At 62.8% G+C, this 19838-nt stretch carries 20 protein-coding genes and 1 tRNA gene; 13 read left to right on the top strand and 8 right to left on the bottom strand.

Annotated elements, in window-relative coordinates:
• Positions 1-10: 10 nt before the first annotated feature.
• From B0G74_RS01975 to B0G74_RS01955, 5 genes are all read left to right on the top strand, one after another.
• The gene (locus B0G74_RS01975) at positions 11-625 is read left to right on the top strand and encodes a riboflavin synthase (RefSeq protein ID WP_132373435.1); all 615 of its coding nucleotides are present in this window, start codon (positions 11-13) and stop codon (positions 623-625) included.
• Positions 626-826: 201 nt separating this feature from the next.
• Positions 827-1963: a bifunctional 3,4-dihydroxy-2-butanone-4-phosphate synthase/GTP cyclohydrolase II gene (ribBA, locus tag B0G74_RS01970; RefSeq protein ID WP_132373434.1), complete on the top strand. Its 1137-nt coding sequence runs from the start codon at positions 827-829 to the stop codon at positions 1961-1963.
• A gap of 49 nt (positions 1964-2012) precedes the next feature.
• Positions 2013-2519, top strand: coding sequence for a 6,7-dimethyl-8-ribityllumazine synthase (gene ribH / locus B0G74_RS01965; protein WP_006050161.1), 507 nt, complete (start codon positions 2013-2015; stop codon positions 2517-2519).
• Positions 2516-2950 carry a transcription antitermination factor NusB gene (gene nusB, locus B0G74_RS01960; RefSeq protein WP_132373433.1) on the top strand — a complete coding sequence of 145 codons (435 nt, stop codon included), beginning with the start codon at positions 2516-2518 and terminating at the stop codon, positions 2948-2950. Before ribH ends, nusB begins: the two co-directional genes overlap by 4 nt.
• Positions 2951-3101: 151 nt before the next feature.
• Complete coding sequence (locus tag B0G74_RS01955) at positions 3102-4298, top strand: pyridoxal phosphate-dependent aminotransferase (RefSeq protein WP_132373432.1); 1197 nt, start codon at positions 3102-3104, stop codon at positions 4296-4298.
• A 112-nt stretch (positions 4299-4410) separates the two neighbouring features.
• On the opposite strand, the gene B0G74_RS01950 is transcribed toward B0G74_RS01955, so the two are convergent.
• On the bottom strand, positions 4411-5616 hold the full coding sequence (locus B0G74_RS01950) for a lytic transglycosylase domain-containing protein (RefSeq protein WP_132373431.1): 1206 nt from the start codon (positions 5614-5616) through the stop codon (positions 4411-4413).
• 605 nt (positions 5617-6221) lie between these two features.
• On the opposite strand from B0G74_RS01950, the gene B0G74_RS01945 reads away from it, so the two are divergent.
• Both B0G74_RS01945 and B0G74_RS01940 read left to right on the top strand, forming a co-directional pair.
• Positions 6222-7796 (top strand): UbiD family decarboxylase, encoded by a 1575-nt coding sequence (locus tag B0G74_RS01945; RefSeq protein ID WP_132373430.1) that lies wholly within the window; start codon positions 6222-6224, stop codon positions 7794-7796.
• 52 nt (positions 7797-7848) lie between these two features.
• Positions 7849-8532: a LysE family transporter gene (locus B0G74_RS01940; protein WP_132373429.1), complete on the top strand. Its 684-nt coding sequence runs from the start codon at positions 7849-7851 to the stop codon at positions 8530-8532.
• 89 nt (positions 8533-8621) lie between these two features.
• Here the strand turns inward: B0G74_RS01940 and B0G74_RS01935 are convergent, their stop codons facing one another.
• The 3 genes from B0G74_RS01935 to B0G74_RS45615 form a co-directional block, all read right to left on the bottom strand.
• The gene (locus B0G74_RS01935) at positions 8622-9587 is read right to left on the bottom strand and encodes a threo-3-hydroxy-L-aspartate ammonia-lyase (protein WP_132373428.1); all 966 of its coding nucleotides are present in this window, start codon (positions 9585-9587) and stop codon (positions 8622-8624) included.
• 246 nt (positions 9588-9833) lie between these two features.
• Positions 9834-10121, bottom strand: coding sequence for a hypothetical protein (locus B0G74_RS01930; RefSeq protein ID WP_132373427.1), 288 nt, complete (start codon positions 10119-10121; stop codon positions 9834-9836).
• A gap of 372 nt (positions 10122-10493) precedes the next feature.
• The gene (locus B0G74_RS45615; protein WP_007180743.1) at positions 10494-10655 is read right to left on the bottom strand and encodes a hypothetical protein; all 162 of its coding nucleotides are present in this window, start codon (positions 10653-10655) and stop codon (positions 10494-10496) included.
• Positions 10656-10892: 237 nt separating this feature from the next.
• Here B0G74_RS45615 and B0G74_RS01925 point away from each other — a divergent pair, with 237 nt between their 5' ends.
• The 3 genes from B0G74_RS01925 to B0G74_RS01915 all read left to right on the top strand — a co-directional run bounded on the left by B0G74_RS01925 (position 10893) and on the right by B0G74_RS01915 (position 13020).
• On the top strand, positions 10893-11831 hold the full coding sequence (locus tag B0G74_RS01925) for a DUF2520 domain-containing protein (RefSeq protein WP_132373426.1): 939 nt from the start codon (positions 10893-10895) through the stop codon (positions 11829-11831).
• 77 nt (positions 11832-11908) lie between these two features.
• Positions 11909-12229: an EthD family reductase gene (locus B0G74_RS01920; protein WP_132373425.1), complete on the top strand. Its 321-nt coding sequence runs from the start codon at positions 11909-11911 to the stop codon at positions 12227-12229.
• 227 nt (positions 12230-12456) lie between these two features.
• Positions 12457-13020, top strand: a complete 564-nt coding sequence (locus B0G74_RS01915) for a YggT family protein (protein WP_132373424.1) — start codon at positions 12457-12459, stop codon at positions 13018-13020.
• Between the two features lie 82 nt (positions 13021-13102).
• Here B0G74_RS01915 and B0G74_RS01910 read toward each other — a convergent pair whose 3' ends face one another.
• Positions 13103-13996, bottom strand: coding sequence for a hypothetical protein (locus tag B0G74_RS01910; RefSeq protein ID WP_132373423.1), 894 nt, complete (start codon positions 13994-13996; stop codon positions 13103-13105).
• Between the two features lie 677 nt (positions 13997-14673).
• Here B0G74_RS01910 and B0G74_RS01905 point away from each other — a divergent pair.
• A tRNA-Gly gene (locus B0G74_RS01905) sits at positions 14674-14747 on the top strand.
• A gap of 659 nt (positions 14748-15406) precedes the next feature.
• Complete coding sequence (trmB, locus tag B0G74_RS01900; RefSeq protein WP_132373422.1) at positions 15407-16189, top strand: tRNA (guanosine(46)-N7)-methyltransferase TrmB; 783 nt, start codon at positions 15407-15409, stop codon at positions 16187-16189.
• An 81-nt stretch (positions 16190-16270) separates the two neighbouring features.
• Here trmB and B0G74_RS01895 read toward each other — a convergent pair whose 3' ends face one another.
• From B0G74_RS01895 to B0G74_RS45610, 3 genes are all read right to left on the bottom strand, one after another.
• Entirely contained in the window at positions 16271-17107 is an 837-nt protein-coding gene (locus B0G74_RS01895; protein WP_132373421.1) for an undecaprenyl-diphosphate phosphatase, read from the bottom strand.
• An 81-nt stretch (positions 17108-17188) separates the two neighbouring features.
• On the bottom strand, positions 17189-17782 hold the full coding sequence (locus B0G74_RS01890; protein ID WP_132373420.1) for a DUF1439 domain-containing protein: 594 nt from the start codon (positions 17780-17782) through the stop codon (positions 17189-17191).
• 93 nt (positions 17783-17875) lie between these two features.
• A complete protein-coding gene (locus tag B0G74_RS45610; RefSeq protein WP_165923887.1) occupies positions 17876-18187 on the bottom strand; it encodes a YkgJ family cysteine cluster protein in 312 nt (103 codons plus the stop codon).
• 248 nt (positions 18188-18435) lie between these two features.
• Here B0G74_RS45610 and hemN point away from each other — a divergent pair, with 248 nt between their 5' ends.
• On the top strand, positions 18436-19821 hold the full coding sequence (gene hemN, locus B0G74_RS01880; RefSeq protein WP_132373418.1) for an oxygen-independent coproporphyrinogen III oxidase: 1386 nt from the start codon (positions 18436-18438) through the stop codon (positions 19819-19821).
• Positions 19822-19838 lie beyond the last annotated feature (17 nt).

Raw genomic sequence — 19838 nt, 5'->3', positions numbered from 1 at the left:
GATTAGTACGATGTTCACAGGAATCGTCGCGGCCGTGGGCCGCATTGAATCAGTCAATCCGCTCGGCACCGACGGCGACGCGGGCGTACGGCTGAACGTCGAAGCCGGTGGCCTCGATCTCGGCGACGTGCAGCTCGGCGACAGCATCACGATCCAGGGCGCCTGCATGACCGTGGTCGCGAAGACCGCCCACTCGTTCGAAGTCGACGTCTCGCGCGAAAGCCTGAACTGCACGGCGGGGCTCGGCGAGACCGGCGAAGTCAATCTCGAGAAAGCGCTGCGCGCGCACGACCGACTCGGCGGACATATCGTCTCCGGCCATGTGGACGGTCTCGGCACGGTCACGCACTTCGCGCCGGTCGGCGAATCGCACGAACTGCGCGTGCTGGCGCCGCGTGAGATCGGCCGCTACCTGGCGTACAAAGGCTCTATCACTGTCAACGGCGTGAGCTTGACCGTCAACTCGGTTAAAGATCGCGACGATGGCTGCGAATTCTCGATCAACCTGATTCCGCACACAGTCGATGTGACGGCGCTCAAGCGTTTGCGGGAAGGCACGCAGGTGAATCTGGAGATCGATCTGATCGCGCGCTACGTCGAGCGCATGCTGAACGCGCCGAAATAAACGGGCCGCAAGCCCTGCCCCGCATGGCCCGGCGGCGGCGCCCCGCCGCTTTCAGCCGGTTCATGCGTCCATCGTTTCGACGAGCATAGCAACGGCGGACGGCTCATCGCCAGTCGGCCAAACGGCCTATGCCGTTCGGCGGAGGCGACTTGGGCTCGCGCGTGGCGTAAAATACGCGCTTTCTTCGAAACTCTCGCCAACATGACGCTCGCCTCCACTCTAGAGATCATTGCCGAACTGAAAGCAGGCCGGATGGTGATCCTCGTCGACGAAGAAGACCGCGAAAACGAGGGCGACCTCGTGATCGCCGCCGAATTCGTCACGCCGGAAGCGATCAATTTCATGGCCCGTTACGGCCGTGGCCTGATCTGCCTGACGCTTACGCAGGAACGCTGCAAGCTGCTGAACCTGCCGCTCATGACCTACCGCAACGGCACGCAGTACGGCACAGCGTTCACGGTCAGTATCGAAGCGGCCGAAGGCGTCACGACCGGCATTTCGGCGGCGGACCGCGCCCGCACGATCGCCACGGCGGTGGCGCCGGACGCCAAGGCCGAGCACATCGTGCAGCCGGGCCACGTGTTTCCGATCATGGCCCAGCCCGGCGGCGTGCTGGTGCGCGCCGGCCACACCGAGGCGGGCTGCGACTTCACCGCGCTGGCGGGCCTCACGCCGGCCGCGGTGATCTGCGAAGTCATCAAGGACGACGGCACGATGGCGCGCCTGCCGGACCTGATGGAATTCGCCAAAGAACACGATCTGAAAATCGGCACGATTGCGGATCTGATCCACTATCGCAGCCGCACGGAGTCGATCGTCGAGCGGATTTGCGAACGCACCATGCAGACCGCGCACGGCGCGTTCCGCGCGGTCATGTATCTGGACCAGCCGAGCGGCCAGCCGCATATCGCGTTGGTGCGCGGCACGCCATGCACGGATCAGGACACGCTGGTGCGCGTGCATGAACCGCTGTCGGTGCTGGATCTGCTGGAAGTTGGCGAATCCACCCACTCGTGGACGCTGGACGCGGCCATGAAAGAGATCGCCGCACGCGACTGCGGCGTGATCGTGCTGCTGAACTGCGGCGACTCGAAGGACCATCTGATCGACGTTTTCAAGGCGTTCGACTCTAAGGAAAGAGCCGACGCGCTCAAACGCCGCCCGGTCGACTTCAAGACGTATGGCATCGGCGCGCAGATTCTGCGTGAGCTCGGTGTCGGCAAGATGCAGGTGCTGTCGAACCCGCGCAAGCTGGGCAGCATGTCGGGCTACGGTCTCGAAGTCACGGGCTTCGTGCCGATGCCGGGCAGCAAGCCACAATCTCCGCAACAAGGCTGATCCGACCATTCACGCGCTTAGCGCCCACTCAAAACACTACGGAATTCACATGGAAATCGGACAATACCAACCCAATCTCGACGGCGACGGACTGCGTATCGGCATCGTCCAGGCGCGCTTTAACGAACCCGTTTGCAATGGCCTCGCGGACTCCTGCATCGAAGAACTCGAACGCCTCGGCGTGACCGGCGAAGACGTGCTGCTCGTCACCGTGCCGGGCGCGCTGGAAATCCCGCTGGCGCTGCAAAAGCTCGCCGAAAGCGCGCAATTCGACGCACTGATCGCGCTCGGCGCGGTGATTCGCGGCGAAACGTACCACTTCGAACTGGTCTCGAACGAAAGTGGCGCGGGCATCACGCGTATCGGCCTCGACTTCGGCATTCCGGTCGCGAACGCGGTGCTGACCACCGAAAACGACGAACAGGCCGTCGCGCGCATGACCGAAAAGGGTCGTGACGCAGCACGCGTGGCCGTCGAAATGGCGAATCTCGCCGTCGCGCTCGAACAACTCGGCGGCGATGACGAGGAAGAAGACGAAGAAGAGGAAGAGGCATGAAGAGCGCACGCCGACGCTCCCGCGAACTGGCCACGCAGGGGCTTTATCAGTGGCTGCTGTCGGGCTCGCCCGGCGGTGAAATCGACGCGCAACTGCGCGGCGCGCAAGGCTTCGACAAGGCCGACCACGAACATCTGAACGCCATTCTGCACGGCGTGATCCGCGATTCGGAAGCACTGTCCGCGGCAATCGCTCCGTGTCTGGACCGTCCGATCGAGCAACTCTCGCCGGTCGAACGCGCCGTGTTGCTGGTGGCCGCGTTCGAACTGAAGAATCACGTCGATATTCCGTATCGCGTGGTCATCAACGAAGCGGTCGAACTCGCCAAGACGTTCGGCGGCGCGGACGGCTACAAGTACGTGAACGGCGTGCTGGACAAGCTGTCGGCACAACTGCGCGTGGATGAAACGCAGGCGGCTCGCAAGCGTTGAGCGCCAGGCGCATGAGCGGCATGCATGATAGTCGTCATGCGCCTCGCTAAACGCGGCGGCGCAACCGGACCGTTTGCAAGGACGCCGCTTCGCGCGTGAACAAACGCGCCAAACGTCGTCCCGCTTTTGCTTTTGAACTGGATTTGATCGTATGAACTCCGTCACCGAACCCTTGGTGCGGCTTGCTGCACGCGTGGACGCCATCCAGCCTTTTTATGTGATGGAGCTGGCCAAGGAGGCCGCGCTTCTCGAGCGCGAGGGGCGCGACATCATTCACATGGGAATCGGCGAACCCGATTTCACCGCGCCCGAGCCGGTCATCGAGGCGGCCGCGAGTGCGCTGCGCCGTGGCGTCACGCAATACACCAGCGCGCTCGGACTGCACGCGCTGCGCGAAGCGATCTCGGCGCATTACGCCGACTTCTACGGCGTCGACGTGGATCCGGCGCGGATCGTCGTTACCGCCGGCGCATCGGCCGCATTGCTGCTGGCGTGCGCGGCGCTGGTCGATCGCGACGACGAAGTGCTGATGCCCGACCCGTGCTACCCGTGCAACCGCCATTTCGTGATCGCAGCCGAAGGCAAGCCGGTAATGGTGCCCAGTGGCCCGGCCGAACGTTTCCAACTCACCGCCGCCGACGTCGAGCGCCTCTGGAACGAGCGCACCCGTGGCGTGCTGCTGGCGTCGCCGTCGAATCCGACCGGCACGTCTATCGAACCGGCTGAACTGGAGCGCATCGTCAAGGCCGTGCGGGCGCGTGGCGGCTTTACGATCGTCGACGAGATCTACCAGGGCCTGAGCTACGACGCAAAGCCGGTGTCGGCGCTCTCGTTCGGCGACGACGTGATCACTGTCAACAGCTTCTCGAAGTACTTCAACATGACCGGCTGGCGGCTCGGCTGGCTGGTGGTGCCGCCCGGCATGGTCAGCGCGTTTGAAAAGCTCGCGCAAAACCTGTTCATCTGCGCCTCCGCGCTCGCCCAGCATGCGGCGCTTGCCTGCTTCGAGCCGGAAACGATCGCAATCTACGAAGCGCGGCGCCTGGAATTCAAGCGTCGCCGCGACTTCATCGCGCCGGCGCTGGAATCGCTTGGTTTCTCGGTGCCGGTCATGCCCGACGGCGCGTTCTATGTGTACGCCGATTGCCGCACGGTCGCGCATCCTGCGGCCGGCGACAGCGCGGCGCTCACCAAGGCCATGCTGCACGATGCCGGCGTGGTGCTGGTGCCGGGCATGGATTTCGGTACGCACGCGCCGAAGGAGTACATCCGGCTGTCGTACGCCACCGCCTATCCGAAGCTGGAAGAAGCGGTCGAACGGCTGGCGAAGTTCTTCGGCAAGGGTTGAGCGAAGCGGCGCGCTCTCAATCGCCAGACGAAAAAAAGGACACTCCTGATGGGTGTCCTTTTTTTGTTGCCGCTTGCTTCAGCATCGAGCCGTCAACTTTGCGCTACCGACCTCAAGCGCCCAACTCCGAAGCCGATGCCACGTGCTTGGTCGCGTTGGCGCTCGCGTCGTCCTGCTCGGAGGAAACCGGTGTCTTCACCGATGTCGCTGCGCTCAATTGATGACTGCCTTCAAGCGTCACCTGCACGCGCTTGCCGTTGCCGGCAGGTGCAGCCGCAGTCGTATTGGTCGACGCAGTCAGAACCGGCGCTTGCGGCGCGTTGATCGGCACCTTGCGACCACGCGCTACGTCGCGCAGACGGCCGCGCTCGGCCATCACCTTGGCGCCGTAGCCGCCGTCGTCCTGCGAGGTCGAGCCGACGTACAGGCGCAAGCCGCCCGGCAGCGAGCCGCCGCGTGCGATGCAATCCTTCAGCACCAGCGCGCCCACCTTGATGTTCGCGACCGGTTCGAGCGCCGCGCTCTGGCCGCCGAAATACTGGAATTTGTCCGAGTGCACCTTGGACATCACCTGCATCAGGCCTTGCGCGCCCACGCCGCTCTCGGCGTACGGGTTGAAGCCCGATTCGATCGCCATCACGGACAGCAGCAGCAGCGGATCGAGACCGACTTCGCGACCGGTGTCGAACGCGGCCTTCACGAGCTCGCTGACGGGCTCCTGAGCGACGCGATAGCGCCGTGCCAGATAGGATGCAACCAGATCCTGCTCGCGCGTCGAGATCAGCACGCGGTCGTCGCGCGCGTCGGCGGATACGCGTTGCGACGGGATCAGCCGTGCCAGCGCGGTCACGCTTTGCATGGTGCGCGGGTCGAGACCGTTCAGCGCCGCGACACCCATACCGCTCACGCCGGTCGAGCCGGTGGTGTCGAATGCGCCGTCAAAGCTGGTGTTGCCCGCGGTGACGTCGGTGTTGCCGTTGCTACCGCTGTTCGTGCCGCTCAAGGCATCGGGGACGTTCGTGTTCGCGGACAGCGAGTCGTCAGAGGACGCGCGGGCGGGCGGTCCGAAAGCCGGCAGCGGGTTGCCCTGCAGCAGACGGGCGGGACCGGCTTGCACAGCGGCGGAAATGACCGGCATCAACTTGGCGGCTAGCGTGCCGCGCAGGGCCGGCATCAGCCACAGTGCGACTGTCAGCACAACGGCGATCCCGCCGACGATGCTGAACAGGTGATGACTCATTCGCGTCCCGCGACGCAGCACACCACGCACAACTTGCGCGATACGCTCATCGGGACGCCACGATAACCAGGCGTTCATTCAGATCTCCCATGTTGCATGATCCGCGAACCCCGCCGGATGAAGAAGCGGTGAGGCACGTTCGCAGAATCAAGACATCGCGTGCTCTGTCTGGTTAGGGCAGCAGCGACGTCGGGAAAACGGCAAATACCGTTTGTGGGGAGCCATCCTGAAAGAGGACCGCGGCATGTCAAAAAAGCATGCGGGCGGTGGCTCCCACGCGAAAAACCAGCGTCAGTTGGCGCTGGCAGGACATCAATAAGGCCGTTAGATACCGTGCAGGGGTCGGTAAGCGGTGACGCGTTGCGTCTGATGGGACCGGGGGCAGTGGTAAAAACGTTCACGCCCTGCAACCAATGTGGACGGATTCTATGCAGGGTTTTATAGATCGTCAACACTATAGATAGGCAAATGTATAACTAATTGTAATAATGAACAGTGTTCAGACCGTCCAAAACCGCGCGGCACGCGCCTTTTGAGCTATCTCGACTCATCCGTCTCACTTAGGCCGTTTTGCCGATCTACGTGCGCTTACCAACACAGGTAAAATCGACAATCGTTCTGGCGCCGTTAAACCCTGCTGCGCCTCCCTTTTTCGCCGCTTGCGCGGCACTGAACAGCACCAGATGAAATACAAAGACCTGCGCGATTTCGTCGGCCGTCTTGAGACGATCGGTGAACTGCGCCGCATCTCACAAAACGTCTCGCCGGTCCTGGAAATGACCGAGTTGTGCGACCGCGTGTTGCGCGCCGGCGGTCCCGCTTTGCTGTTCGAGAGCAAGGCACAGCATGCGTTCCCGGTGCTCGGCAACCTGTTCGGCACGCCTCGGCGGGTCGCGCTCGGCATGGGTGTCGACGCGCAAGCCGGCGAAGGCGACGGGGCCGCGCTCGAATCGCTGCGCGATGTGGGCCGGCTGCTCTCCGCGTTGAAGGAACCGGAGCCGCCGAAGGGGCTCAAGGACGCCGGCAAACTGTTCTCGCTGGCGAAGGCGGTATGGGACATGGCGCCCAAGACGGTAAGCGCGCCGCCCTGCCAGGAAATCGTCTGGGAAGGCAACGACGTGGACCTCGCCAGGCTGCCGATTCAGACCTGTTGGCCGGGCGACGCCGGCCCGCTGATCACATGGGGCCTGACCGTCACGAAAGGCCCGAACAAAACCCGACAAAACTTAGGGATATATCGCCAGCAATTGATCGGACGTAACAAACTGATCATGCGATGGCTCGCGCATCGCGGCGGCGCGCTCGATTTTCGCGAGTTCGCGCTGCAGAACCCGGGCAAGCCATATCCGGTGGCCGTCGTGCTGGGCGCCGATCCCGCGACGATCCTCGGCGCGGTCACGCCGGTGCCCGACACGCTGTCCGAATACCAGTTCGCCGGCCTGCTGCGCGGCGGCCGCACCGAACTGGCGAAGTGCATCACGCCGGGCGTCGACGGCTTGCAGGTGCCCGCGCGCGCCGAGATCGTGCTCGAAGGTTTCATCTACCCGCAGGAGGGTGCGCCCTCGCCCTCGCCCGCTCCCGCAGGCGCGCCGCCACGTCCGGTCAAGGGCGCGTCGGCGGCCTACGAACATGCGCTGGAAGGCCCGTACGGCGATCACACCGGCTACTACAACGAACAGGAGTGGTTCCCTGTCTTCACGGTCGAGCGCATCACCATGCGGCGCGACGCGATCTACCACTCCACCTACACCGGCAAACCGCCCGACGAACCTGCCGTGCTCGGCGTCGCGCTCAACGAAGTGTTCGTGCCGCTGTTGCAAAAGCAGTTCAGCGAGATCACCGACTTCTATCTGCCGCCCGAAGGCTGCAGCTACCGCATGGCCATCGTGCAGATGAAGAAGAGCTACCCCGGCCACGCCAAACGCGTGATGTTCGGCGTGTGGAGCTTCCTGCGGCAGTTCATGTATACGAAGTTCATCGTCGTGGTCGACGAGGACGTGAATATCCGCGACTGGAAGGAAGTGATCTGGGCAATCACCACGCGCATCGATCCGGCGCGCGACACGGTGCTGGTGGATCGCACGCCGATCGACTATCTGGATTTCGCCTCGCCGGTGGCCGGGCTGGGATCGAAGATGGGCCTCGACGCGACCAACAAGTGGCCCGGCGAAACCGATCGCGAATGGGGCCGTCCCATCGTGATGGACGACGCGGTCAAACAGCGCATCGACACCTTGTGGAACGAGTTGGGCCTCTGAGGCAAGCCGTACAACAAGACTGAATAACAAAGCGATCGGAGCCGTTGCGCGGATGCATGCCTTTTCAATGATGTCGGATGGATTCTTTCTGTCGCTGTCGCTGTGCCTGGATATCGGTCTCGTGAACGTCGCCATGATTTCCCTGGCGCTCTCGCATGGCTTCAAACCGGGCTTCTGGCTCGGCCTCGGTTCGTGCATCGGCGATCTGATTTACGCGGCGCTCGCGCTCGCGGGCATGGCCGCCTTGCTGCAGTTCGAGTCGGTGCGCTGGGTGGTGTGGCTCGGTGGCGCGTCGATCCTGCTCTTCCTGACCTGGAAGATGGCGCGTGAAGCGATGTTCCCGGCGACGGCGCCAGCCGTGGCCGTGGCCGGCGAAGCGGACTCGAGTGCGCCGCATCTGTCCGCGTGGCGCGGTTTCTTGCGCGGCGTCTTGCTGGCGGTGTCGTCGCCATCGGCGATTCTGTGGTTCGCCGCGGTCGGCGGCGCGTTGATCGCGAAAGCGGGCGCCACGAGCGTCACGACCGCGCCGGTGTTTCTCGGCGGATTTTTTCTCGGCGGCCTGTGCTGGACGATCTTTATCTGCGGACTCGGCAGCCACGGACGCAAACGCGCCGGCACCGGTTTGCTGCGCGCTTGTCATGTGCTGTCCGCGCTGCTGTTTGCGTACTTCTCGTATAGCGTGATCGTCAACGGATATCGCGATCTGATCGTGCAAACCGCGCACGTGGCAAGTTGACATGAAAACGGCTCGCGTTGGCGAGCCGTTTTCGATCACGCGTCAGGCATCGGCTACGGCAAGCGCAACAACGCCAGCCGGCGCATGTATCAGGCTAGGTATTGCGCGAGCTTTTCCAGATCGACGTTGCCGCCGCTCACCACCACCCCGACACGCTTGCCCTTCACCGGCAAGATGCCGTTGAGCACCGCAGCCGCGGCGAGACAGCCCGTCGGCTCGACCACGATCTTCATGCGCTGCGCGAAAAAGCGCATCGTCTCGATCAACTGCGCGTCGCTGACCGTTTCGATCTGCGAGACCAGTTTCCGGATGATCGCGAACGTGTAGTCGCCGAGATGCGTGGAGGCGGCGCCATCGGCGATCGTGCGCGGTGTGTCGATATGCACGATCTCGCCGCGCGCCAACGACTGCTGGCCGTCGTTGCCCGCTTCCGGTTCGATGCCGATCACCGTGCACGCCGGGCTCAATGCCGCCGCGGACAACGCGCTGCCGCTGATCAGCCCGCCGCCGCCGAGGCACACGAACAGCATGTCGAGCGGGCCGGTTTCCTCGATCAGCTCTTTCACCGCCGTGCCCTGCCCGGCGATCACATGCGGATGGTCATACGGTGGAATCAGCGTCATGCCGCGCTCTTCGGCAAGCCGCCGGCCGATCTCTTCGCGGTTCTCCGTGTAGCGGTCGTAGGTGATCACTTCACCGCCGTAGCCCTTGGTCGCCGCGACTTTGGCCGCGGGTGCGTCCTGCGGCATGACGATCGTCGAGTGGATGCCGGCCAGGCGTGCAGACAAGGCGATCGCCTGAGCATGGTTACCGGACGAATACGTCAGCACGCCGGCTTTGCGCTGCTCCGCGTCGAAATGCGAGATCGCGTTATAAGCGCCGCGAAATTTGAAGGCGCCCATGCGCTGAAAATTTTCGCACTTGAAGAACACCGCCGCCCCCGTGCGCTCATTGAACGTGCTCGAGGTTAGAACGGGGGTGCGGTGGGCGACGCCTTCGAGACGCGCAGCGGCGTCGAGTACGTCGTCGAAAGTGGGAGCGGGAAGCGCTTGCATCGGCGAAACTCTCCAAAGCGGTGGCGAAACCGCCATTCTCCCAGCTTCGACCCAGGTTTGGAACGTCAGGCTTGAGGTGAGCTTCGGTGGCGACTCTCCGCCCTAACCGGCAAGCGCCAATTCAAATCGTCACTCCGACGATAAACGCAGCATGGCTGCATGAAAAGCGGCCACAAAAACACAAACGGCGTAACCCGGCGATCAAGCCGGCGTTACGCCGTTAAAGAATAGCGTTGCGTGCCGCGGTTAGCGGCGATAGTAGCCGTGGCCGTAATAGCCGCGGTAATAGCCGTGGTGGTGGTAGTAAGGACGTCCGTAGCCACCGTAGTAACCGACTGGCGGCGGCGCATATACGACCGGCGGCGCATAAACCGGCTGCGGCGCGTAGTAAACCGGCGGCGGCGCGGCATAAACCGGGTATGCCGGCGCAATCGGAACCCCAATACCGATACCGACAGAAACGTGCGCCTGAGCGGCACCGGCAAGTCCCAAGCCGAGTGCTCCGGCAACGACAAACGGAACGATCTTTTTCACTTTTATTCTCCTAGCGCGGCCCATCAAGGTCGCCGACTTCGCATGCCCTGCATGCTATGAAATCAATGTATCGAAAAAGACCACGCCTATCTGTTCGCATTTGTTGCAAATTGCAATTGGCGGCAGAAGCCCGTAATTCCTGCGCACGCCGTAAGTGACCAATGAGCTTCGCAATACGCTGAAAACTCAAGGATTGCAGGTGTCCGACCGCACCGCAATCAGTCGCAATGCCCGCATTACGGCTTGAGGCATTCGCTTCACGGTAATCTTTGATTACAAATTAGCTTCAATCCTGACGGCATCAATTGAGCCCCAAAATGAAAAATGCCCGGCCGACTGACCGGGCATTTCTTACCAGCGAAGGCTGCTACGTCAGCCGACCTTCACATACGCGAACTCGCGGGACACGCTCGGCGGGACATAGGCGCCGCTGATCCGCACGCGCGGCGTCAGGCGCTTTTTCTGGTCCCACCAGCGACGACGCTGTGCATGCGTCAGGAACCGCAAGTGCTTTCGGTAAGAAAAAATATTCATCGTGAACCTCCCGAATCTGACTGCGAGACGAAATACCCAGGACAGCAACTGCCAAACCGGCTCTGAAGAATTGTGAGCAGTTTTCAAACCCGCGGGGGGCGCGCCGCCGGATGACCGGCCGGGCGCGCCATATCGCGCGCGCACTTGTCAAGGAAAAGCCAGCGCCAAGCCGCGCCGCGGGCGTGGCGGATGCGCGATACTTCTGCTTTCCCAATGTTCCGTGTGGAGCAGGCAACCATGTCCCAGTCCTCTCTGCCGCGCCTCGGCTTTATCGGTGCGGGCCGGCTCGCGCGTTGTCTCGCGCTGAGCTTTTCACGCGCCGGCTATCCGGTCACGGCGGTGGCAAGCCGCTCGGCGGCCTCCGCCGGCCGGCTCGCCAGTCAAATCGAGCATTGCGCGGCATTCGAGAACCCACAACAGGTGGTCGACGCCGCCGATATCGTCTTTTTAGCTGTTCCCGATGACAGCATCGGTACGTCAGCGCACACACTCCGGTTCGGGCCGGACGGCGCGGCCGGCGCGCACGGCAAGGCGCTCGTGCATTGCAGCGGCGCCTCGCCGGTCGAATTGCTCGCCCCGGCACGTGACCAGGGCGCCTCGATCGGCGGTTTTCATCCACTGTACCTCTTTAGCGGCGAACTCGCCGATCTCGAGCGCATCGCCGGCTGCTCGGTGACGATCGAGGCCGACGGCGCACTAAAAGACACCCTGACGGCGCTCGCCGTCGCGCTGCGCTGCCATCCGCTGTCGATTCCGGCGGGCGGCCGCATGCTCTATCACGCCGCCGCGCACTACGCCGCCAGCTTCGCGCTGTGCAGCCTCGCGGAATGCGTCGCGCTGTGGCGCACGCTGGGTTTTGCCGAAGACGACGCGCTGCGCGCGCTGCTGCCGATGCTCTCCGGCACCATCGAAACCGCCCGTGACAAGGGTTTGCCCAACGCGCTCGCGGGCCCCGTATCGCGCGGCGACACGGGCGTCGTGCAGAAGCAGCTGGCGTTGCTGGAAGGCCTCGGCGGCGACCACGCCGCGCTGTACGGGCTGATGTCGCGGCGCGCGGTTGGGCTGGCCGAACGCCGCGCCACGCCGCCCGCCGCGATCGACGCCATCTCCGAGGTCGTGGAAGAATCCCTCGAGCGGTCGCTGAATCAGGCCGCAGCAGGTGCAAGCGTCAAGTAAGCCGTGATAATGTGACGTCCGGCGCCGCGCGCAATCCGCCAGCGCCGCGCATCGGGACCAACAGACGAGAACGCACAATGATCAAGGTCAGCATCCTCTATCCGTACCGGGAAAACGGCCACTTCGACGTGGACTATTACTGCGTCGCGCATATGCCGCTCGCGGCGAAGCTGTTCGGGCGGTCGCTGAAGAGCTGGTCGGTCGACGTCGGCATCAATGCCGGCCCGCCTGGAACGCCGCCGCCGTACGTCGCCGCGGGCCACTTCCTGTTCGACAGCGCGGACGACTTCTACAAAGTCTTCAAGCCGGCCTCCGAGAAATTGATGGCCGACATCCCCAACTACACGGACGGTGGCAACGGCACGATTCTGATCAGCGAGATCAAGATTTCCGTGTGATGCCCCGCGGAAGCGGGACGAATCGCGGCCTTTAATACAGTGAGCCGTTGATCGTGACCCGCGAACCTTGGCATCGCAAAACTACGCGGCCGCTTCAAACGACGCGTAACGCGCCCCAGTGCGGCAAAGGCGCGGGAAATCCAAATGAAACCGCCGGCGCGCCGTTCGGAGAGCGCCGGCACCCTGCGGCCGATCGGCGGCCGTCATCCGAAGGATAAGGACACGAGATGTTTGGCGATATCGCCCGTTTTCTGCTCAATACCGTCTTCACGCTGTTCGGCGCGGCGCTGTTGCTGCGCGCATGGCTGCAGGTCGTGCGCATGCCGCCCTACAACCCCGTCACGAACGCGGTGCTGCAAGTCACCAACTGGATCGTGCTGCCGCTGCGGCATATCTTGCCGAGCACGCGCAAGATCGATTGGGCGAGCCTCGTCGCGGCGTTGCTCGCGGCGATGGTGTATGTGGTGCTGATGGTGGTGCTGACCGGCGCCGATCCGCTCACGCTGTTGCCGACGCTGCTGATCGTCGCGGTGCTGACGCTGATCAAGTGGGCGCTGAATCTGATCATCTGGCTGACGATCCTGATGGCGCTGCTATCGTGGCTCAATCCACGTTCGCCGGCTATGCCGATCCTGTACCAGCTCACGGCGCCGTTTCTGAATCCGCTGCGCCGCGTGGTGCCGCAACTCGGCGGCATCGACCTCTCGCCGATCCTGCTGTTCGTGATCGTGCAGGTGCTGCTGATGGTGGTCACCCGCGCGGCCGTTCAACTGACTTACTTTGTGATCTGAAGGCACATGTAGCGAGCATTCAGAAGCCGCAGCCCATCAAAAAGGCGGCGGCTTTGTTTCGTGCGTCGCTTATTGCTTCCGCTTATTGTTTCGTTAGCTGACCGTAGGCGACCGTGGTGTTGGTCGCTGTCTTGATCATGAAGAAAATCGTGCGCGCGTACAGGTTGCTGCCCGTGATCGGCAGGAACGTAATCGCCGCATTGCCCGAATACGTCGCGCCCGATTTCAACGTGCAGGATGCGGTCGTGCCGGTCACGCTCAACGTGTAGAGATTCTTGCTGGATGACGGCGTGGCGAGCAGTAACGTGCCGGAGACCGGGCAGTTGCTCAATGTCCCGCTTAGCGTGCCGTCGCTTGCAATCGTCAGCGACGAGCCGGTCTCCGCCCACGTGCCCGCGACGCTCGACTGCGTGACAGCTAGCGCATTCGCCGCGTCGTAGTTCCAAGACAGATTCACCGTGGTGCCATTCTCGACATAGCTGCCCGTGAACGTCTGGTTATTGACGAACGAGCCCGAGCCGGAGGTCGTCGGAAAATAGACGTTGCCGATGAATGCCGCACCTGAGGTGAGCGTCCAGTTCGGCGCGGTGGCCGCGATGACGCCGAAGAATTCCGACAGGCCGATGCCGCTTACCGTATTCAGGTAAGAGATGTTGCCCTGCGGATCGACGAGCGCTGTGGTCTTGTCGACGCCGAACTGCGTGGTCCAGACTCCTTCTACGCCGTTGCCCGAGGCCGCAGCCGAACCGCTTTGCGGACTGGACAGACTCGGCAGTGGCTCGCCACTGAGGGCGGGCGAAGAAGCCGGATCCGGCGCGCTTGCGGGACCCGGAGCACTTGCCACCGCCGGCGCCGAAGCGCTGCCGGCCGACGGCGTCGCCGCCGAATTGCCCCCGCCGCCACCGCCGCCGCACGCTGCCAGAGCGAGCGAAGCGAGCAGGGATAACGTCAATTTAGCCTTAATTTTCATATCCATTTTTGTTTTTGGGCGACTGCGCAACCAATCATTGGCTGTGTTACGCCGTTAGTAGTTTTAATCTCGATGTTTGCCGTCAGCGCCAATTCGTTGAATCATTCCAAAAATCCACTTGACAGAATCAAATCGCAGGAACTCCTGTAACAATTGGAAAGGACGCTAGAGGAGTAAACGGCGGGATTTCGACAAGCTTTAATATTTGTTTGAAGTTTTCGATAGCCGCATCCGTTATGCCGACGAAATATCATGCATAACGAATTAAAATCGAAGCGGGTTGCGCGTATCTATTTGATTGGTCTTGTATTTAGATGGGCTTCCATCTGCATTCAATTTCCGCGATCTGATTGACAGCCGAAGCGTTACTCGCCGCGTTCCGTTGTGCGTGGTAGCGGGTGGATCCGGCCTCGATCTACCCGGCCGCGGCGCCAGATGACAGCAGAAATCACTTCAGGATCCCGTCGCAGGTAAAGCTCGCGAGAGACATAGCCGACCGAATGCGCGACAACACGCAAGGAAGCGCTGAATACGTGGCTGGCTTAGTGAGGTGAATCGTTGTGCCGTGGCGCTGAACACCGCGCGCGGCGCGTCAACGCTCCCGCAGCGAGCGCCCATTCAGACGGGCCGCCGACGTCCACGTTTGCCAAATCGCGCGAAACCCGCGTAGAATGGCGTGCTCTGCGGGCGTCGTATAATGGTAATACCCTAGCTTCCCAAGCTAGAGCCGTGGGTTCGATTCCCATCGCCCGCTCCAGATACTTTTCAGTCAGCCCGTGAATCAGCGGGCTGCTTCGCGAAAAGGTCTGCCTCTACCGCTCTCTTCCTCCGTCGCTTCCTGGGAATTTTTTCTCGAACGACAAATTCGACAATCGATTCACTTGCGCAAACCGGCCGAGAAAAACGTCGAGTAAGCGACACCGCCTCGATTGGCATCCGACAACGAAGTGCATGCCACGGGTAACCGTAAACCGCGGGAAGGCCGGCGGCAAAGATGCGAACGCTTGCTCATGCTAGTTTCTCATCCAGATAATCGGCCAAAGCAATTATCTTACAAAACGATTAAATCAATTGGACAGGCATCTCTGTTATTTGAATGTAATATCCCCACCCGCATTCGTACTCCCCGCCGTCCCCGGTCCGTCTGGACGCGCCCTTTTCGGTTGTGCTACCTTACGCGCACTTGCAACGCCCGCTCCACTTTCTTGCTGATGCCTTCAGCAGAATCCAGCACGAGCCGCCTCCATGAAGGCGGCTTTTTTGTCATAGCGGCAGCCCGGCGCAGCGAGCCGTAAACCTTGTGCTCACCAGCCGTGCCGATCGGCGCTCGCGCCCCATACCGCGTGAGCATCGACAGGCACCGTGCAGCACGCGAGGCTTGCCGCGAAAGCCCTCACCCTTGTAGCAGCATCGAAGATGATCCACGATCCAAACGACGCCGGCCTGCCGGACGAACTCCCGACGCCCTCCAGCGATACCGAACACCGGCCCGCCGGCGACGACGCGCCGCAAGAAGAAGCTCTGCACCGGCGTCGCATCCGCAGCTTTGTCACGCGCGCCGGCCGCGTCTCGACAGGCCAGCGCCGCGCCATGGACGAACTCGGCCCGCGCTTCGTGGTGCCCTTCGCTCCGCAGCAGCCCGACTGGAACAGCGTATTCGGCCGCGAGGCGCCACGCGTACTTGAAATCGGCTTCGGCATGGGAGCGACAACCGCTGAAATCGCCTCGCACCGTCCCGGCGACGATTTCCTCGGCGTCGAGGTGCATGAGCCGGGCGTCGGCGCACTGCTGAAACTGATGGGCGAACAGAACGTGGCGAACATCCGCATCATTCAGCACGACGCGGTCGAAGTGCTCGAACAGATGATCGCGCCGGACAGCCTCGACGGTGTGCATATCTTCTTTCCGGATCCGTGGCACAAGGCGCGTCACCACAAGCGCCGACTGATCCAGCCGAAGTTTGTCGCGCTGCTCGTATCGCGCCTGAAACCCGGCGCCTACCTGCATTGCGCGACCGACTGGCAGAACTACGCCGAACAGATGCTCGAAGTGCTGAGCGCCGAACCGGCGCTGGAAAACACCGCCGACGGCTATGCGCCGCGTCCGGAGTACCGTCCGGTGACGAAGTTCGAACGCCGCGGGCTGCGGCTCGGACACGGCGTGTGGGATCTGGTCTTCCGCAAACGCGGCGCTGCGTAAAAGCGCAGCGAAGTTGGCCCGCAAATAAAAAAGGTCCGCACATGCGGACCTTTTCTCATGGATCGTGCGAAACGGAAGCGCTCAATCCGTCCAGCTCAACGCGCCGCTGTAGCCGACCAGCAGGATCAGCAGTCCGAAGCCGATGCGATACCACGCAAACGCGGTGAAATCGTGCGCGGCGATGTAGCGCAACAGCCAACGCACGCAGGCGAAAGCGCTGACGAAGGCCGCCACGAAACCGACCGCGAAGGTGCCGAGCGCGTCGACGGAAAGCACATGCCAGTCTTTGTACAGCTCGTAACCGGTCGCACCGAAAATGATCGGAATCGCGAGGAAGAAGGAAAACTCCGTGGCGACGCGCCGGTCGAGACCGAACAGCATCCCGCCGATGATCGTCGAACCCGAGCGCGACATGCCCGGAATCAGCGCGAAGCATTGCGCGAGGCCGACTTTCAGCGCGTCCAGCGCGTTCAGGTCGTCTACGCTCTGCACACGCGCCGCCGGCTCGCCGCGCGCGCGCTGACGCGATTCCGCCCACAGGATCACGACGCCGCCCGCCACCAGCGCGAACGCGACCGGCACCGGCGAGAACAACGCCGCCTTGATCGATTTTTCGAACAGCAAGCCAAGCACGATCGCCGGAATCGTGGCGATGATCACGTTCAGCGTGAAACGGCGCGCATCCGGCCGGCTCGGCAAGCCGGACACCACACTGCCGATGCGGCGGCGAAATTCCCAGCACACGGCGAGAATCGCGCCGAGCTGGATCACGACATCGAAGGTTTTCGCGTGCTCATCGGTAAAGTTCAGCAGACTGCCCGCGACGATCAAATGCCCGGTGCTCGACACGGGCAAAAACTCCGTCAACCCTTCGACGACGCCCAGAATCAGCGCCTTGCAAGCCAATAGCCAGTCCATCCGTGCCCCTCATCGCTGTAGATAGTCGGAACGCACAGGGCCGGCACGGAAAGCGCGCGGCCCTGCCGGCCGCGCGCCGCGTCATTTTTCGACGATCTGCACGCGTATGCCGTTTGTAAGGATGGTGATTGTACCGGGTTCGTAATTCACTCCGGCAAATTGCAGTTGTTCGGGCTTGAAGGTGTAGATCGGATAGTTAGTCAGCAACTGCGTGGCGAGCACCGCCGCCGCGGCGTTGATCTGCTGCGTGTAGGCCTGCGCCTGCCCGCTCACGCTGACGTTGTCGACGTTCGGCGACTTGAGCACGACCGATTTGCTGGCGGCGTCGTAGGCCAGTTCGCTCGACAGCGTGAACACGCCGTCGACCGGCTGCGGCATGAAGGGACTTACGAGGCGCGCGTCGAGCTTCACCGAGACGCGGTTCGCGTCCGGCAGCAAGCCGACCACCGGGTTGGTGAGCGCGACATCGAACACTTGCGAGACCGTACGCTGATAGGGAAACTTGCGCTGCACCGCGTCCTGCACCTGTTGCCGCGAGAACGTGTACTGCGAGGGGATGAACGGAAAAGTCGACGTCGCGCAGGCTGCGAGCGAAACGGTGATGCCGAGCGCGCTACAGCCTGTCAGCGCGGCAAGCAGGAAGCGGCGCCGGGCCGGCGCAGCGGGTCGAGTCATGCGAAATCTCCTGTGGAAACTTGTACGGGCATGCGATTGCGTGGTTTGTTTTCGGTTTGTGGTTTGCGGCTTGCAGCGATTCGCTTGCGCGCGTTAGCAGCGAGCCACCGGTTGCGCGTGCGGTTGGGTTTGCGTTTCAAGCTGCGTGAGCCACGCGAGGGCCTCGCCGCGGTTCGTGCCGCACATTTCCATCTGCGGTTGCAGACCGGAACAGCACGCCGGCCGCTCCGGCTGGCCGAAGATCGCGCAGCGCAGATCGTCGCCGAGTTGCGCGCAGGGCACGCCCGCCGGCTTGCCGTTCGGCATGCCCGGAATCGGACTCGAAATCGACGGCGCAATACAGCACGCGCCGCAATCGGGGCGGCACGCGTGACCGGCCACGTGGAACGGAGACTCGCGCTTCATGGCGCTGTTCGACACATCACTCACGACATTTTTCCTGAACCCGAAGACGGGCAACGCACTATCAGACCCGCATTGTGCCACCGCATTCCGTGCGACCTTTTTACGCAATCGGGCGAATGCCCGCTCACGTAAACTCGCAGGATCCGAAAGGCCATGCTCAAGAGGCGTCCGCGCGGTCCGATCCTGTCGCGCGAACCGCGGCGGTCCGCTTCTTCCTCGATGGCCGCCCGCCAGCCGTCGAGTCCCTCATGTCCATCGCCAGCATGCTGTTCCGCCCTGACCTGCTCGCCAAATACAGTGCGAACGGCCCACGGTATACGTCCTATCCGACCGCCCTGCAGTTCCGCGACAACTTCGATCCCGCCGACTATTTGCGCGCCGCCGCCGACCCGGGCGCGTCGGCCACGGATCTCTCGCTGTACTTCCACATTCCGTTTTGCGACACCGTGTGCTTCTACTGCGGTTGCAATAAGGTCGCCACGAAAAACCGCGCCCATGCGCGTCCGTACCTCGAGCAGCTGAAACGCGAAATGGCTTTGCAGGCGGCATGTTTCGACACGCGGCGTCCGGTGTCGCAATTGCACTGGGGCGGCGGCACGCCGACTTTTCTGTCGCACGACGAAACAGCCGAGTTGATGGCCGCCACGCGCGAGCACTTCACGCTGCTGCCCGATGCTGACGCCGAATATTCGATCGAAGTCGATCCGCGTGAAGCATCGCCTGAGACCATCGCGCATCTGCGCAAGCTGGGCTTCAACCGGCTGAGCCTTGGCGTGCAGGACTTCGATCCGGACGTGCAGCAGGCAATCAACCGCATTCAGCCGCTCGAGATGACCGCCTCGGTGATGCAGGCCGCGCGCGACACCGGCTTTCATTCGATCGGTGTCGATCTGATTTACGGACTGCCGCATCAAACGGTCGAGAGCTTCAGCCGTACGCTCGACACGATGCTCGCGCTCGCGCCCGATCGTCTCTCGGTGTTTGCCTATGCGCACATGCCGCAGCTCTTCAAGATGCAACGTCAGATGGACCCTGCCACGCTGCCTTCGCCCGAGGTGCGGCTCGCGATCCTGCAGCGCGTGGTCGAACGTCTGACGGGGGCGGGTTATGTGTACATCGGCATGGATCACTTCGCGCTGCCCACGGACGAACTCGCGCGCGCGCAAGCGCAACGAACCTTGCACCGTAATTTCCAGGGCTATAGCACGCGGGCTGAATGCGATCTGATCGGCTTCGGCGCATCGTCGATCGGCAAAGTCGGCGACGTGTACGCGCAGAACATCAAGGATCTGCCGGGCTACGCCGCGGCGATCGATGCCGGCACGCTCGCCATCGCACGCGGCGTGCGCCTTACCGCCGACGACCGTCTGCGCCGCGACGTGATCACGCAACTCATGTGCAACCTGGAATTGCGCTTCGACGAATTCGAAGCGGCTTATGGCATCCACTTCGCCGAGACGTTCGAGCCGGAGCTGGAGCGTTTGCACGGCTTCGAGCAGGACGGCCTGGTGTCGCTCGCAGCGGACAAGCTTGAAGTGCGGATGGCCGGACGCATGCTGGTGCGCAACATCGCGATGGTGTTCGATCGGTATCTCGGCCAGCAGACACTCGAACGATTTTCCCGCACGGTTTGAAGGCCTTGAGGCGGACG

Origin of the sequence: Paraburkholderia sp. BL9I2N2 (assembly GCF_004339745.1) — a bacterium.
Taxonomy (GTDB): Bacteria; Pseudomonadota; Gammaproteobacteria; order Burkholderiales; family Burkholderiaceae; genus Paraburkholderia.
This window is presented reverse-complemented; position numbering and strand designations above follow the sequence as displayed.

Coding starts and splice junctions, on each gene's coding strand:
- B0G74_RS01920 (WP_132373425.1), top strand. CDS start 11,909: ATGATCAAGGTCAGCATCCTCTATCCGTACCGGGAAAACGGCCACTTC.
- B0G74_RS01950 (WP_132373431.1), bottom strand. CDS start 5,616: ATGAACGCCTGGTTATCGTGGCGTCCCGATGAGCGTATCGCGCAAGTT.
- B0G74_RS01935 (WP_132373428.1), bottom strand. CDS start 9,587: ATGCAAGCGCTTCCCGCTCCCACTTTCGACGACGTACTCGACGCCGCT.
- B0G74_RS01940 (WP_132373429.1), top strand. CDS start 7,849: ATGCATGCCTTTTCAATGATGTCGGATGGATTCTTTCTGTCGCTGTCG.
- B0G74_RS01915 (WP_132373424.1), top strand. CDS start 12,457: ATGTTTGGCGATATCGCCCGTTTTCTGCTCAATACCGTCTTCACGCTG.
- B0G74_RS45615 (WP_007180743.1), bottom strand. CDS start 10,655: ATGAATATTTTTTCTTACCGAAAGCACTTGCGGTTCCTGACGCATGCA.
- B0G74_RS01910 (WP_132373423.1), bottom strand. CDS start 13,996: ATGGATATGAAAATTAAGGCTAAATTGACGTTATCCCTGCTCGCTTCG.
- trmB (WP_132373422.1), top strand. CDS start 15,407: ATGATCCACGATCCAAACGACGCCGGCCTGCCGGACGAACTCCCGACG.
- ribH (WP_006050161.1), top strand. CDS start 2,013: ATGGAAATCGGACAATACCAACCCAATCTCGACGGCGACGGACTGCGT.
- hemN (WP_132373418.1), top strand. CDS start 18,436: ATGTCCATCGCCAGCATGCTGTTCCGCCCTGACCTGCTCGCCAAATAC.
- B0G74_RS01925 (WP_132373426.1), top strand. CDS start 10,893: ATGTCCCAGTCCTCTCTGCCGCGCCTCGGCTTTATCGGTGCGGGCCGG.
- nusB (WP_132373433.1), top strand. CDS start 2,516: ATGAAGAGCGCACGCCGACGCTCCCGCGAACTGGCCACGCAGGGGCTT.
- B0G74_RS01975 (WP_132373435.1), top strand. CDS start 11: ATGTTCACAGGAATCGTCGCGGCCGTGGGCCGCATTGAATCAGTCAAT.
- B0G74_RS45610 (WP_165923887.1), bottom strand. CDS start 18,187: ATGAAGCGCGAGTCTCCGTTCCACGTGGCCGGTCACGCGTGCCGCCCC.
- B0G74_RS01895 (WP_132373421.1), bottom strand. CDS start 17,107: ATGGACTGGCTATTGGCTTGCAAGGCGCTGATTCTGGGCGTCGTCGAA.
- ribBA (WP_132373434.1), top strand. CDS start 827: ATGACGCTCGCCTCCACTCTAGAGATCATTGCCGAACTGAAAGCAGGC.
- B0G74_RS01945 (WP_132373430.1), top strand. CDS start 6,222: ATGAAATACAAAGACCTGCGCGATTTCGTCGGCCGTCTTGAGACGATC.
- B0G74_RS01955 (WP_132373432.1), top strand. CDS start 3,102: ATGAACTCCGTCACCGAACCCTTGGTGCGGCTTGCTGCACGCGTGGAC.
- B0G74_RS01890 (WP_132373420.1), bottom strand. CDS start 17,782: ATGACTCGACCCGCTGCGCCGGCCCGGCGCCGCTTCCTGCTTGCCGCG.